Origin of the sequence: Streptococcus sp. 3613 (assembly GCF_013277375.1) — a bacterium.
Classification (GTDB): Bacteria; Bacillota; Bacilli; order Lactobacillales; family Streptococcaceae; genus Streptococcus; species Streptococcus pseudopneumoniae.
Genome location: NZ_VMMV01000050.1, coordinates 1 through 14587, shown reverse-complemented (window position 1 = coordinate 14587; position 14587 = coordinate 1). Strand labels below are relative to the sequence as shown.

Below are 14587 nucleotides of genomic sequence, written 5' to 3'. Positions count from 1 at the left end.
ATTAAGTGATAAAGTCGGGCAGATAGATCTGACGCAGTTTGAAGAGATTTTCATTGAGGATAAGTCAGGTACTGAAATGTCTGATCGGGATTTAAAGATATAATAAAATGAAATAAGAATAGGACAAATCAATCGGGACAGTCAAATCGATTTCTAACAATGTTTTAGAAGTCCAGATGTACTATTCTAGTTTCAATCTACCATACTTGAGAATTTTATGCTGGGTATCCTTATCAATCACCGTTTGATTCACATGGAGAGTCAAAACACGGTGGGGAGATAGAATGGACAAAATTTGATTTTTGGCAATTTTTGAAAGGATGAGGCCTCGAATAATCTTGAGTCCACCTGCAGTTGATCCAGCAGAGCCACCGATTGCCATGAGGAAAAGGAGGATAAACTGGGAGAAGAGGGGCCAGTTGGTAATATCTCCATATCCAAAACCAGTTGTTGTAATGATGTTGGAAACCTGGAAGAAGGTCATTTCGTAGAGATAGAGGGTATTAAGGCTGATCAAGGCTGTAGAAACCAGTACGATGACCAAATAAGCCCGAAGTTCTTCATCTCCAAAGAAGGCTTTGACGCGACGGAGTATGAGGTAGTAGTAAAGGTTGAAATTTACCCCAAAAACCAGAACTCCGATACTAACCAGATAGGTAATTAGTGAACTGCCATAGTGGGCAATTCCGTCGTTATAGACGGTAAAACCTCCTGTACCTGCTGTTCCCATAGCAATGACAAAACTATCAAATAGGGGCATGCCAGCCAGATAATAGATGATGACAAAGAGGGAGAAGAGAGCTAGATAAAGGAGATAGAGAATCTGGGCAGTATTTTTGAGTTTGGATACAACCTTACCGAAAACAGGGCCAGGAACCTCGGCCTTCATCACTTCTAGGTGGCTATTTTTGGCATTATCCATAATAGCAAGTGCAAAAACAAGCACTCCCATCTCTCCAATCAAGTGGGTAAAACTTCGCCAGAAGAGGAGGGAACGGCTGAGAACCGAAACGTCGTTCAAAATACTTGCTCCAGTAGTTGTAAAGCCAGAACTGATTTCAAAAAAGGCATCAATAACGCTGGGGATTTGCCCAGCAAAGACAAAGGGGAGACCGCCAAAGAAGGACCAAAGGATCCAACAGAGGGCCACAATCAAGACTCCCTCCTTGGCATAAATCCGTTGATTTTTTGGCTTCTGTAAACTCCCTGAACCGCCTAACAATACGAGAATCCCTATGGTCGAAAAGAGGGCTGTAAAGACTTGGCTCGATTCACGGTAATAGACAGCAATCGCAACAGGAACCAAAAGGAGAACAGCTTCAATCAAAAGTAATTTTGAAAGGAGGTAGCGAATCATACTTTTATTCATTTCTTACCTCGCAATCAAGTCATAAATCTTAGTGATATTCGGCAACAAGGTTGTTACTAGGAGCTTGTCTCCAACTTCCAACATATCCTCCCCAGTTGGGAAAATCGTTTTGCCCTTTCGAATGATAGCTGCAATAAGAACCCCTTTTTTCAATTTCAGTTGAGAAAGAGGTTTGGCAGTCATTTTATTGGCTTCCTTGATATGGAATTGCAGGGTTTCGATTTGGCCATTGGCTAGATGGTGCATGGCTTGAAGGTCTGAATACTGGGCATTAACTCGACCACGAATAAAGTGCATAATCGTATCTACAGCGATGCTTTTAGGTGTGATGATACTTGAAAAATCAGGCGCATTGATAATCTCGAGGAGACTGGTACGATTGACCTTAGTAATATTTTTCTGTACACCTACCCTGTCAAGGAACATAGATGTAATCAGATTTTCCTCATCGACTCCTGTTAGAGTCGCAACGGCATCATAGTGTTGAGCACTTTCTTCCAGCAGGATATCTTGTGCGGTACCATCTCCTTGAACGATGTAGAGGTTTGGGAATTTCTCGCTAAAGAAGCTAGCGATTTCAGGATTGATTTCAATAATCTTAGTATCAATACGACTATCTTTGAGGATACCTAGTAGATAATAGGCAATTCTACCAGCTCCAACAATAAGAAGACTCTTCACGGCACGAGACTTGAAATAATTATGGAAGAGCATCATATCAACACGGTTACCAGTGACAAAGATTCTATCTTTATCCTGTATGGTCATATCACCACTTGGGATGATAATTTGATGATCCCTCTCTATCGCACAGACAATGACATTGCCAAATTTTTTCCGAAAATCAGAAATGGGCATTTGGCAAAGACCACTGGAGGATTTAACAGTGAATTCCATCAAGCTGACCCGTCCACCAAAGAAACGTTCGACAGATAGAGCGTTGGGGAAGTCAATGATGTTGGCGATAGCGCGGGCAGCCAAGAGCTCAGGGTTAACGATAAGAGAAAAACCGAGAATATTCTTTTCTTTGAAATAGGAGTTAGAATATTCAGGGTTCCGCACCCGAACGATGGTCTCTTTAGCTCCCATTTTTTTGGCTAGAACGGCTGCAATCATGTTGACTTCATCGTATTCAGTCAGGGCGATAAAGATATCACAATCCTGGACACTGGCTTGCTCAAGGATGGTAAAATCGGCCCCGTTACCAAGGATACCCATGATATCAAAGCGATTGACAATATGATTGAGGACAGCTTCGTCTTGCTCAATCAGCAAAACATCATGCTTTTCTGCAACCAAGGAGCGACAGAGGGCAAAACCAACTTTTCCCCCTCCGACAAGGATAATTTTCATAATAAAACCTACTTTTTCATGATGTAACTATCATATCCTTTTTCAAAAAAATGCACCTACTAGCTAATAAGAAGAGCTTTTAGTAGGACATTTGCTATAAGGTAAAACTATACCCTAACCAATTGAAATAGCTATTAGCACCTTTCTCTGAAATATGGTATGATAAAGGGTATGCAAGGAGACAAAATGAATAATAATTTACTGGTACTACAATCAGACTTTGGTCTGGTTGATGGTGCGGTATCGGCTATGATTGGAGTGGCTTTAGAAGAGTCTCCAACATTAAAAATTCATCACTTGACGCACGATATCACGCCTTATAATATTTTTGAGGGTAGTTACCGTCTCTTTCAGACGGTGGATTACTGGCCTGAGGGAACGACTTTTGTATCGGTTGTCGATCCAGGTGTCGGCTCGAAGCGTAAGAGTGTGGTTGCCAAGACTGCAAACAATCAATACATTGTCACGCCAGATAATGGGACTCTTTCTTTTATCAAGAAACACGTTGGTATTATAGCCGTTCGTGAAATTTCTGAGGTAGCTAATAGGCGTCAAAACACAGAGCATTCTTATACTTTCCACGGTCGTGATGTCTATGCCTATACTGGTGCTAAACTGGCCAGTGGTCACATTTCTTTTGAGGAAGTGGGGCCAGAGCTCAGTGTGGATCAGATTGTGGAACTTCCAGTCGTAGAGACCATTATTGAAGATCATCTGGTGAAGGGAGCCATTGATATTCTGGATGTGCGTTTTGGTTCGCTTTGGACCTCTATTACGCGAGAAGAATTTTACAAACTGGAACCAGAATTTGGTGACCGTTTTGAAGTGACCATCTATCACGCTGATATGCTGGTCTATCAAAATCAGGTTGTTTATGGCAAATCATTTGCAGATGTGAGAATTGGGCAACCCATCCTTTACATCAACTCTCTCTATCGTTTAGGTCTGGCTATCAACCAAGGTTCCTTTGCCAAGGCCTATAATGTAGGTGTCGGTTCATCTTGGACCATTGAAATAAAGAAAATAGAATCATAAAATAGGAGAATATAGATGAAAAATCAATCAATTAAACAAGTTGTTGCTGTAGGAATTGGCGCTGCCCTCTTTGTCGTCATCGGGATGATCAACATTCCGACCCCTGTTCCAAATACAAGCATCCAGCTTCAGTATGCGGTACAAGCGCTACTTTCTATTATTTTTGGACCGATTATCGGTTTGCTTGTCGGGTTGATTGGTCATGCAATCAAGGACTCTCTTGCTGGTTACGGTCTGTGGTGGACTTGGATTATCGCTAGTGGGCTCTTTGGTCTAGCTGTGGGGCTATTTAGAAAGTACGTTCGCGTGATCAATGGTGTCTTTGACTGGAAAGATATTCTTATTTTTAACCTCATTCAACTACTTGCAAATGCCCTTGTTTGGGGTGTCTTGGCACCACTTGGAGATGTTGTGATTTATCAAGAAGCTGCAGAAAAAGTATTTGCCCAAGGAATTGTTGCGGGAATTGCTAATGGTGTATCTGTAGCTATTGCAGGAACTCTTCTCTTGCTTGCCTATGCAGGAACTCAAACTCGTGCAGGAAGTTTGAAAAAGGACTAAAATGATGGAGAAGGCTGGGCAACCAGTCTTTTTCGATGTTTATAGATTAGTTAGGCAAGTAAGCTAGGATAGGAATCTTTTTGGCGCTAAGTTTTTAATAGAAGAGTCTGCAAGAAGGGGTAGATTTATGATAAAATAGAAGTCTAATACTCTGCGAAAATTAAATTCAAACCGCGTCAGCTCTATCTGCAACAGTGTTTTGAGCAACCTACGGCTAGCTTCCTGGTTTGCTCTTTGATTTTCATTGAGTAGAAGAAGCGAATGAAGAGAGTAAGATGAAAGAAGCTATAATTGAGTGGAAGGATTTCTCTTTCCAGTATGAAACACAACAAGAACCGACCTTGCAAGGGATAGACTTGACCATTTACAAGGGAGAGAAAGTCTTAATTGTTGGACCATCTGGATCAGGTAAATCTACCTTGGGTCAGTGTTTGAATGGGATTATTCCCAATATTTACAAGGGTCAGACATATGGAGAATTTTTGATAAAGGGTCAAACAGCCTTTGATATGAGCATCTATGATAAGTCTCATCTGGTTAGCACAGTTTTGCAGGATACAGATGGGCAGTTTATCGGCTTATCTGTGGCAGAGGACTTGGCTTTTGCTCTAGAAAATGATGTAACAAGTCTAGAAGAGATGAAAAGTCGTGTTCATAAATGGGCTGAAAAGCTGGACCTTCTCCCTTTACTAGCTCAGCGTCCTCAAGACTTGTCTGGTGGACAAAAGCAGCGAGTTAGTCTAGCCGGTGTCTTGATTGATGAAAGTCCGATTCTCTTGTTTGATGAGCCACTCGCCAATCTGGATCCCAAGTCAGGTCAGGATATTATTGAATTGATTGATCAGATTCATAAGGAGGAGGGGACGACGACCCTTATTATCGAGCACCGTTTGGAAGATGTTCTGCATCGACCTGTGGATCGGATTGTCTTGATAAACGATGGCCGTATCCTCTTTAATGGAAGTCCTGATCAGTTATTGGCGACTGATTTGTTGACCCAAAATGGAATTCGCGAACCCCTTTATCTCACCACTCTCCGTCAATTGGGTGTGGATTTAGCCAAGGAAGAACAGTTAGCAGATCTGGATAACTTGTCTATCTCAAAAGGTCAGGTTCAGTTGCAGAATGAACTGGCAAAAGAGATGCCAGATTTGCAGTCACTTTTTAGACTAGAGGAGGTTTCTTTTTCTTATGATGATAGACCGATTTTAAAATCCCTACATTTGGATATTAAAAAGGGTGAAAAGATTGCCATTGTCGGGAAAAATGGAGCAGGGAAGTCAACTCTAGCCAAGGCCTTAAGTAGCTTTATTCAGACGGAAGGTCGCTATCTTTGGGAAGGGCAGGATATAAAAGGAGATTCTGTTGCAGAGCGGGCGGAACGAGTAGGCTATGTGCTGCAAAATCCTAATCAAATGATTTCAACTAACATGATTTTTGATGAGGTGGCTCTGGGACTTCGTTTGCGAGGTGTGGATGAGAAGGAAATTGAAACGAGAGTCTATGAAACCTTGAAAATCTGTGGACTTTATGAATTCCGTAATTGGCCTATTTCTGCCCTGTCATTTGGTCAGAAAAAACGTGTCACCATTGCTGCAATTTTGGTCTTAGGAGCTGAAATTATTCTCCTAGATGAACCAACTGCAGGTCAAGATCAGAAGAACTATACTGAGATTATGGAATTTCTCGAAGAGTTACATCAAAAAGGGCATACCATTGTCATGATTACCCATGATATGCAATTGATGCTGGATTATTCAGACCGAGTCCTTGTCATGGTGGATGGAGAATTGATTGCCGATACTGTTCCAGCCAGTCTGTTGAGCGATCCTGAGCTGTTAGTAAAAGCCAATCTAAAAGAAACCTCCATCTTTAACTTGGCTAAGAAACTAGATGTGGATCCACTGGATTTAACGGCATTTTACAAAGAAAGGAGAGAGGGATGCAAGCTAAATTAATCGGTTACCAGCATAGAGATACTGTGATTCATCGCTTGTCAGGAGCTGGGAAACTTCTCTTTTTCATTCTGGTATCATTGGCGGCCATGATTAGCTATGATACCAGACTGCTTGTTCTGATTGCTATCTTTTCAGTCTTTCTCCTCTATTTATCAGAAATTCGCTTTAAAGATGTTTCCTTTGTAGCCGTTTTTGCGACGGTATTTGCCGTTTTAAACGTTTTGATGGTCTATCTCTTTTCTCCCGAGTATGGGGTTGGACTTTATGGAGAGAGAAGTGTGATTTGGCAGGGAATCGGTGTCTACACTCTAACCAGCCAGGAGCTCTTTTATCTGCTAAATTTGGCCATTAAGTATCTTTGCACCATTCCTCTGGCTATTATCTTTTTGATGACAACCCATCCTAGTCAGTTTGCTTCCAGTTTAAATCAAATTGGTGTGCCCTATAAGATTGCTTATTCTGTCAGCCTGACCTTGCGCTATATTCCAGATTTGCAGGAAGAATTCTTTACTATCAAGATGTCTCAGGAGGCGCGTGGGATGGAATTATCCAAGAAAGCTTCTCTTATGAAACGAATCAAAGGCAATCTGCTCATTATTACGCCCTTGATTTTTAGCTCGCTAGAACGCATTGATACCATTGCGACTGCCATGGAGCTTCGCCGCTTTGGGAAAGAGAAAAAACGCACATGGTATAGTTATCAGGCCTTGAAAAAAGGAGACTATATTACCTTGCTCTTGGCAACCTTGTTTTTAGTAGTTAGTTTACTACTTATCTTGCAGAATCAGGGACGATTTTACAACCCTTGGAAATAGCTTGAAAAAATTGAAAAAATTGAAAAAATCAAGTCATTTCTATTGACAATGATTCTGAAAGTGTTATACTAAGAAAGTAGTTTCGCTGATTTACTTCAAACCTGTTGTGAGGTAAGTTAACGATGCCTTAACCACGCTGTTTGCTGAGCTTGACTCCGGGCAGTGTGGCTATTTTTTTGCAATGGTGAAAGGAAGCAAGTCATGACAAATCACATTGTATTATTTGAACCTCAAATTCCACAAAATACGGGCAATATCGCGCGTACTTGCGCTGCGACCAATTCTCCCCTCCACATCATCAAGCCTATGGGCTTTCCTATTGATGACCGCAAGATGAAGCGGGCTGGATTGGATTACTGGGATAAGCTAGAGATTTATTTTTACGAGAGTTTGGAAGATTTCATGTCTCAGATGAAGGGAAAACTTTATCTGATTTCGAAATTCGCGGAAAAAGTCTATTCTGAGGTGGATTTATCGACTGACGAGGACCATTATTTTCTCTTTGGACGTGAAGACAAGGGCTTACCTGAAGATTTTATGCGAGAACATCCTGAGAAGGCTCTCCGTATTCCCATGAATGATGAACATGTCCGCAGTCTCAATGTGTCTAATACCGTCTGCATGATTGTCTATGAGGCTCTTCGCCAGCAGAACTTTGCAGGTCTTGAGCTCGTCCATACCTATGAAGTGGATAAATTGAAATAAAAAATGAAAATGAACAAAATGCTTGCGCTTGCAAGCGTTTTTTGTTATGATAAAAGAGTCTTCAGGGCAGGGTGTGATTCCCGACCGGCGGTGACTTTAACTAGGAAATGATCTTTTCCTTTTATACTTTGTTGACAAGCTTTGCCTAACCAGAAGTTATGCCTACAGCTTGTCGCCTAGTCTAAAAGAAAAATCTCTATTTCCTTCTCTTTAAAGAAGTCCGCGAGCGCAAGCTGATGTGGTGAGATTCCACAACCGACAGTATAGTCTGGATGGGAGAAGACGAAAGAATAGCTTTGTCTGTTTTGATAGATTTATAGCCGGATTGTAACCACTTGCTTTGTTTTTCTTTAATAGAGTAAGAGGGAACTTTTGGGATATAAAAAGTGAGAATAGATAGAGGAATCCTTTCCAACTTCTTCTGATTTTATAGAAAATTGGAGGAACCTGTTATGACAAACACACGTCGACTTTCGACCATTGCAATTTTATCAGCCATCTCATTTGTGCTGATGTACTTTGACTTTCCGCTTTTACCAGCGGCATCTTTCCTCAAGATCGAATTTAGTATCTTGCCAGTCCTTGTGGGTCTGGTGGTCATGGATTTGCCTGCTGCTCTAGGAGTGCTCTTGCTTCGCTCACTATTGAAATTGCTTCTTAACAGCCAAGGAGTGAATACTTACATTGGTTTGCCGATGAATATCGTAGCTTTGGGAGTTTTTGTCATCGTATTTGCTTTGATTTGGAAAAAGGAACGGACAACCCTTCGTTTCCTACTAGGCTCTCTAGCTGGAACTGTTGGTTTAACCTTGGCCATGTTGGTTCTCAACTATGTTTATGCTGTTCCTTTGTACACTAAGTTTGCTAACTTTGATATTGGAAAAATTTTGGGACTTTCCAACTACCTAATGACCATGGTATTACCTTTTAACTTGATTGAGGGTGTAATCTTTTCCGTTTCATTCTGGTTGTTGTACGTCCTTTTGAAACCAACCTTAAAACACTATGAAAGATAAACAAACATTTTTAATGAAGGGCAGTTTTGCCCTTTTACTTTTCGTTATTCTTGGCTATATGGTCAAATTTTACCCTGAAATGTTGGTCAATTTTGACCAATCGATTCAGACTGCCATTCGAGGAGACTTACCAGATTATTTGACTATTCTTTTTCGATCCCTCACACGTCTGATTGATATCCCAGTGATTATCACTTGGGTTGTCATTACAGCTTTTGTCTTTTATCGTAAGCGATGGAAGATAGAAAGTTTCTTCATGCTGGGAAATCTGGCTTTGGCAGGTCTTTTAATCGTGACCTTTAAAAATATCTACCAGCGCCCACGACCAGCTATCTTACATCTGGTGGAAGAGAAGGGATTTTCCTTCCCAAGTGGGCATTCTCTGGCTGTAACTTTGATGGTAGGTACTCTGATTGTCATTCTCAGTCAACGAATTAAAAATCCAGTCTGGAGAAAAATCGTACAAATCGTCCTTGGCCTCTACCTAGTCAGTGTGCTGGTATCAAGAGTCTATCTGGGAGTTCATTACCCATCAGACGTCCTTGCCAGTCTCTGTCTGGGCTTGGGAGTCCTGTTTATCGAGTTTCCCTTCTATGACAAGCTCCGCTTCCAATGGCGATTTAAAGGCAAGCAGAAGTGATGGAAAAGATAAAAAATTGTACAAATACAAATAGAACCATATAAAATATATACTTGAAACATGTTTTGGTGTTTGATATATTTTAATAAATAAAGCAAGGAGGAAGAAAGTGTGGGTATGTTATTAGCGACACGCTTAAAAAATAAAAGAAAGGAATTAAAATTATCTCAAAAAGAATTAGCTGAGGGGATTTGTGAGCAAGGGCAGATTAGCCGTATGGAGCAAGGTAAATACTCACCTGGGTCAGAATTACTCTTTCAACTATCTAAGCGATTGAAGGTGAGCATGGATTATTTCTTTGAAGATACTGAGGTTTCTAGTTTAGAAAATATTGATAAGTTTAAAGAATTATCTAAGAAATTTTTGGATGAGAGGGAATATGAATCTCTCCATTACATCTATGAACTGGAAAAATCTAAACGTGCTCGTCTATCTGCTAAAGACCAGATTTATTTGGACTGGATTGATACATTAGTTCAATTCTGTTATTTAAATCATCAAACAGGGGCAGTTGCGAAACTGGAAAAAATACTGTTATCTCTGAAAAAATCTGATTTTTACTATCTACAACTGGGAAATACCTTGGCTAATTTTTATTTTGATATGGGGCAGGAAGACACATATCAGGAACTCTATCAACTTTTAAAAGAGAACCTCCAGTCACTATCTGTTCATCATTTGGAACAGTTAGAATTGATGATTAAATTCCGATATAACTATTGTAGATATTTGTGGTTGAATGAACGAACATCTGAAGCTATAGAAGAAATTACAGAAACGATAGCTATTTGTAAAAGATATAATAGTAGTTATCGATTAGCAGATTTGTATTGTTTATTGGGAAATATAAGCGAGAGCTTTGCTGAAAGGGATAGGATACTAGGTTTTTATCAAGTATCTTATCAGCTTTACAAGCACGAAGAGAACCAGAGAATGATGCTAGAAATTGAGAAGGAAATGAAATTATTGGAAAGTGAAGATTAAGAAAAAGATTTGTATTTTTAGATAACTTAAATTCATATTTCAAAAAAAATAAGAAAATACCATAAAAATTATTGACAAACCAAAATTGATGTGTTAGAATATCATCAATAGTTTTTGATTTTGGTATTGGAGCTTTGGGGATATATTGGGCGTTGTTAGGATTTCAATTTCCTTTTGAGCTGAAGAAGGAGGCAATCCAATGAATACTTTTCTGACCAATAAAAATTACCGGATGTTGCTAATTAATCAATGGGTTTCGTCATTTGGTGATACGCTGTTTTATATTTCCTTTATTTCTTATGTATCGGGATATAAATTTGCTTCATTAGCTGTTCTTTGTATAACAGTTTCGGAGACTTTGCCGCAGATTTCTCAGTTGTTCACAGGCGTTATTGCCGATTTTCAAAAAAATCGTGTTGCAAAATATATTGCTATATTGGCAAGTAAGTTTCTGCTTTATACTCTATTGACACTGTTTGTAACGGATAAGAACTTTTCTATGGGGATGGTTTTTCTTATTTGTGGCATCAATCTTTTATCAGATACCATGAGTTATTTTGCAGGTGCTATGATTTCTCCTTTGTATGTGAGGATTATAGGAGATGATATGACAGATGCTATGGGGTTTAGACAGGCAACTGCTGGTGTAGTTAATATTCTTAGCAACCTTACAGGTGGAGTTTTGATTGGGGTCATCAGTCTTCAGATGTTTGTGGGTTTGAATGCTTTGACCTTTCTTTTTGCACTGTTGGGTGTGGTGTTTATTCGTACTTCTTTGAGAGATATTGAGGGACAGATGGAGGTTAGTAAAAGATTAACCGCAAAATCTTTTGGAGAGCATTTCCTCTATTCTATGAAGATATTGTCAAGTTTTCCAACCATCATCAAATTAATATTCATTGCAGCTATGAACCAAGTGATTTTAAGCATTATTACCCCTTTAACGACCTTGATGTTGATTCATCATCCATTTATCTTCTTTGACACTGGGAAATCCATTGCAGCATTGTCAGTGGTTATTTTTTCAGGAACGATTGTGGGAAGTTTTTTGAGTGGAGGTATCCTAAAAAATATTCCCATAAAAATGATTGTCTACTTTGAAGAAATTATGCATCTCTGTATTCTCTTTTCTTGGTTGACCAATCATTTCCTCCTTTTATTGGTAGTTGTCTTCTTATGCGCAGTTGCAGTAGGAATGATGGGGCCTCGGATTTTCAACCTTGTATTCTCGATGGTTCCAGAAGAAGTCATGGGAACCATCCAGTCAGTGCTTGGAGTATTCAATGTTGTTGTACCAGGAATTCTTAGCATGCTCATCGTTGCCTTAGCGAGTGCTACAAACATAAAAATCACAGTGCTTCCACTTTTTATTTTTGTATTGACTGCCTTAGCAATTGTGAAAGCAATGAAAATAGAGTAATAGTAGTATGAACTACTGTCTCTTTTTGGGTGGGAGTTCATTATCCATCAGACGTTCTTGCCAGTCTCTGTGTGGGCTTGGGAGTCTTGTTTATCGAGTTTCCCTTCTATGACAAGCTGCGCTTCCAATGGCGATTTAAAGGCAAGCAGAAGTGAGTATCGAATTCCCTTGAGGAGAAAGAAATGAAAGTCAATATAGCATATCTTCATCCGACTCAACTATACTTATTAGAAAAATGGACCATTCTGTATTATCCCATTACGCTGATTTAAGTTGGAGGAGCTCTTCCCATGCAACATTAGAGCTTATAAAGAGTCCGATCAATACCGTCCAGCTAGAAATTAGGAGGAATCAGCAAGTGATTCCCCTGTCCCTCATAGAGTGATTATAAAACCATACGATAAATGTACCTCCTTAATTAATAAAATCAGACTTTACATGTTTAGAGAGATGACTGTTCCCAAGAGATACCATAATTTCTACCGTAAGCAATATTATATTTCTATCTATTTTAGTCACCACCTAAAACTATGATTTTGCAAGAAAGGTTATGGAATTCTCAAGCAATATGGCTAAAATTAGATAGATATACAAAAGGAAAGATAGAAGCTTTCATATGTATGGTATATCAACACGAGAGCATAGTAATTGCGTAAAATATATTTTTTTGCTATACTAATCAATATTTATTTGCAAAAGGAATGAGTTAAGATAAGCAATAATAATTTTAAATACTTACTTTGCAATCAAATTTTTAACTTGATTGCAAATATTTTTTTCAGTGTAACAATCATCTCAAAGGTTTATTCACAAAGTAATTCTATCAGTGAATCAACATTTGTTTTGATAATAGGAACTATTTCAGCAGTTATAGGAGGTTTGATTGGACCTATTTTTTTAGACAAAATTTCACATAAAAATGTATTGTCGTTTACTAATCTGATTGGTGGGCTAGTTACTCTGTCTTATACCATTATCAGTTCATTTAATGATAGTATTATAATAACCTATTCCACAGTCTTTTTAATAAGCATCACCAATAGTTTTTATACTCCTGCACGTCTAGCTATTGTTCCTAGTATAGTTGATAATGATGCGATAGTAAAAGCAAACGGTCTCACCCTAAGCATTCGTCAATCCGTTCAAACAGCAGGCTGGGCACTTGCAATTCCATTGTCTACGTTACTAGGTTTGCAATATTCATTATATTGTATATCTTTGTGTTTCTTGCTCTCCTCAGTTCTAAGTTTTTATATTCACGTTGAAAAGAATCAACATAAACCAAACTCTTCCAAAAGTTCATATGTATATCAAATTTTTGAAGGTCTCATACCTATAAGGGATAATCCTGTCATCAGGGATATAACTATTATGGATATTATTGAAAATTTTGCAAATGTGATTTGGACATCTTCATACCTCCTAGCATTTACAACCACTATCCTTTTAACAAGTGAAACTTGGTGGGGATACCAGGGTTCAGCATACTTCTTAGGGATTATAGTTGGAGGAGGGGTAATAACAAAATACTCTCATAAACTTCAACATTTTCCAGGAAAATTTTTGTTTATATCATCACTTCTTGTTACACTACTCACACTATTTTACACTGTTAATAGAAGCCCTATCATAACAATTATTATTTCTTTTCTAGTCGGCCCCCCTGCACAAATTAGAAATATAATTCAAGAATCAATTATTCAAGAAAAAGTTGATCCTAGTATATTGGCAAGAGCTTTTGCTGCCAGAAGTGTTTTAATGCAACTAATGTATGCTGTAGCGCTAGTTTCATTTAGTTATCTAGCAGACTTAATTGGAATTTTGCCAGTATACTTTATTTCAGTTATCATTTATTTTGCAATTTCATTTATTCCTGTAATATCGTCAGCATTAAAAAAAACACTGTGAAATTATGTATTTTTATGGAGATATAAGACTTCATATATCGTTTTGAGTAGTTTATGAGTACAAGCTATGATAGTTTCCATCTTACTGCCTCCTATTCCATTAGATTAGACTTCCTGCGAAACAAAATATGGTAGAATAGTTCTATGAATTATGAAGCAAGTAAACAACTAACTGATGCACGATTTAAGCTCCTGGTTGGTGTTCAGCGCACGACTTTTGAAGAGATGTTAGCTGTATTGAAAACAGCTTATCAAGGTAAACACGCAAAGGGGGACGAAAACCTAAACTAAGCCTAGAATACCTTCTTATGGCGACTTCAATATGTGCGAGAATATCGAACTTATGAACAAATTGCGGCTGATTTTGGTATCCACGAAAGCAACTTAACCCATCGGAGTCAATGGGTTGAAGTAACTCTTGTTCAAAGTGGTGTTACGATTTCAAGAACTCCTCTCAGTTCTGAGGACACGGTAATGATTGATGCGACGGAAGTAAAAATCAATCGTTCTAAAAAAACAATTAGAGAATGATTCTGGTAAAAAGAAATGCCACGCTATGAAGGCTTAAGCGATTGTCACAAGTCAAGGGAGAATTGTTTCTTTGGAGCTCGCTGTGAACTATTGTCATGATATGAAGTTGTTCAAAATGAGTCGCAGAAATATCGGACAAGCTGGTAAAATCTTGGCTGACAGTGCTTATCAAGGGCTCATGAAGCTATATCCTCAAGCGCAAACTCCGAGGAAATCCAGCAAACTCAAGCTGCTAACAGCTGAAGATAAAGCCTGTAACCATGCGCTATCTAAGGAGAGAATCAAGGTTGAGA

11 protein-coding genes, 3 pseudogenes and 1 riboswitch are annotated in these 14587 nt (G+C 38.9%); of the genes and pseudogenes, 12 read left to right on the top strand and 2 right to left on the bottom strand.

What is annotated here, in order from left to right; translation table 11 throughout:
* Positions 1-202: 202 nt before the first annotated feature.
* Both HT708_RS06765 and trkA read right to left on the bottom strand, forming a co-directional pair.
* Positions 203-1369, bottom strand: a pseudogene (locus HT708_RS06765) (potassium transporter TrkG); the annotation flags it as partial.
* A 3-nt stretch (positions 1370-1372) separates the two neighbouring features.
* Positions 1373-2722: a Trk system potassium transporter TrkA gene (gene trkA / locus HT708_RS06760; protein ID WP_050207392.1), complete on the bottom strand. Its 1350-nt coding sequence runs from the start codon at positions 2720-2722 to the stop codon at positions 1373-1375.
* A gap of 186 nt (positions 2723-2908) precedes the next feature.
* Between trkA and HT708_RS06755 the strand changes: the two genes are divergently transcribed.
* The 12 genes and pseudogenes from HT708_RS06755 to HT708_RS06700 all read left to right on the top strand — a co-directional run.
* Positions 2909-3757, top strand: a complete 849-nt coding sequence (locus tag HT708_RS06755) for an S-adenosyl-l-methionine hydroxide adenosyltransferase family protein (RefSeq protein ID WP_050281835.1) — start codon at positions 2909-2911, stop codon at positions 3755-3757.
* 15 nt (positions 3758-3772) lie between these two features.
* A complete protein-coding gene (locus HT708_RS06750) occupies positions 3773-4318 on the top strand; it encodes an ECF-type riboflavin transporter substrate-binding protein (RefSeq protein ID WP_000795930.1) in 546 nt (181 codons plus the stop codon).
* A 275-nt stretch (positions 4319-4593) separates the two neighbouring features.
* Entirely contained in the window at positions 4594-6276 is a 1683-nt protein-coding gene (locus tag HT708_RS06745; RefSeq protein ID WP_172926164.1) for an ABC transporter ATP-binding protein, read from the top strand.
* On the top strand, positions 6261-7091 hold the full coding sequence (locus HT708_RS06740) for an energy-coupling factor transporter transmembrane component T (protein WP_050257087.1): 831 nt from the start codon (positions 6261-6263) through the stop codon (positions 7089-7091). The genes HT708_RS06745 and HT708_RS06740 overlap by 16 nt, the downstream gene beginning before the upstream one ends.
* A 201-nt stretch (positions 7092-7292) precedes the next feature.
* Complete coding sequence (locus HT708_RS06735) at positions 7293-7796, top strand: tRNA (cytidine(34)-2'-O)-methyltransferase (RefSeq protein WP_000181388.1); 504 nt, start codon at positions 7293-7295, stop codon at positions 7794-7796.
* A gap of 53 nt (positions 7797-7849) precedes the next feature.
* Positions 7850-8084, top strand: a riboswitch (FMN riboswitch).
* A gap of 164 nt (positions 8085-8248) precedes the next feature.
* Positions 8249-8812: an ECF transporter S component gene (locus tag HT708_RS06730; RefSeq protein WP_050257088.1), complete on the top strand. Its 564-nt coding sequence runs from the start codon at positions 8249-8251 to the stop codon at positions 8810-8812.
* Positions 8802-9452: a phosphatase PAP2 family protein gene (locus HT708_RS06725; protein WP_226373109.1), complete on the top strand. Its 651-nt coding sequence runs from the start codon at positions 8802-8804 to the stop codon at positions 9450-9452. Before HT708_RS06730 ends, HT708_RS06725 begins: the two co-directional genes overlap by 11 nt.
* A gap of 111 nt (positions 9453-9563) precedes the next feature.
* A complete protein-coding gene (locus HT708_RS06720; protein ID WP_078836295.1) occupies positions 9564-10436 on the top strand; it encodes a helix-turn-helix transcriptional regulator in 873 nt (290 codons plus the stop codon).
* A gap of 199 nt (positions 10437-10635) precedes the next feature.
* Entirely contained in the window at positions 10636-11856 is a 1221-nt protein-coding gene (locus tag HT708_RS06715; protein WP_172923356.1) for an MFS transporter, read from the top strand.
* A 26-nt stretch (positions 11857-11882) separates the two neighbouring features.
* A pseudogene (locus tag HT708_RS06710) lies at positions 11883-12011 on the top strand (phosphatase PAP2 family protein); the annotation flags it as partial.
* A gap of 556 nt (positions 12012-12567) precedes the next feature.
* On the top strand, positions 12568-13764 hold the full coding sequence (locus tag HT708_RS06705) for an MFS transporter (protein ID WP_100127924.1): 1197 nt from the start codon (positions 12568-12570) through the stop codon (positions 13762-13764).
* A 143-nt stretch (positions 13765-13907) separates the two neighbouring features.
* A pseudogene (locus HT708_RS06700) lies at positions 13908-14587 on the top strand (transposase family protein); the annotation flags it as partial.

Excerpts from the sequence above, each read along its gene's own strand:
- trkA (WP_050207392.1), bottom strand. The coding sequence starts at position 2,722 with ATGAAAATTATCCTTGTCGGAGGGGGAAAAGTTGGTTTTGCCCTCTGT.
- HT708_RS06755 (WP_050281835.1), top strand. The coding sequence starts at position 2,909 with ATGAATAATAATTTACTGGTACTACAATCAGACTTTGGTCTGGTTGAT.
- HT708_RS06750 (WP_000795930.1), top strand. The coding sequence starts at position 3,773 with ATGAAAAATCAATCAATTAAACAAGTTGTTGCTGTAGGAATTGGCGCT.
- HT708_RS06745 (WP_172926164.1), top strand. The coding sequence starts at position 4,594 with ATGAAAGAAGCTATAATTGAGTGGAAGGATTTCTCTTTCCAGTATGAA.
- HT708_RS06740 (WP_050257087.1), top strand. The coding sequence starts at position 6,261 with ATGCAAGCTAAATTAATCGGTTACCAGCATAGAGATACTGTGATTCAT.
- HT708_RS06735 (WP_000181388.1), top strand. The coding sequence starts at position 7,293 with ATGACAAATCACATTGTATTATTTGAACCTCAAATTCCACAAAATACG.
- HT708_RS06730 (WP_050257088.1), top strand. The coding sequence starts at position 8,249 with ATGACAAACACACGTCGACTTTCGACCATTGCAATTTTATCAGCCATC.
- HT708_RS06725 (WP_226373109.1), top strand. The coding sequence starts at position 8,802 with ATGAAAGATAAACAAACATTTTTAATGAAGGGCAGTTTTGCCCTTTTA.
- HT708_RS06715 (WP_172923356.1), top strand. The coding sequence starts at position 10,636 with ATGAATACTTTTCTGACCAATAAAAATTACCGGATGTTGCTAATTAAT.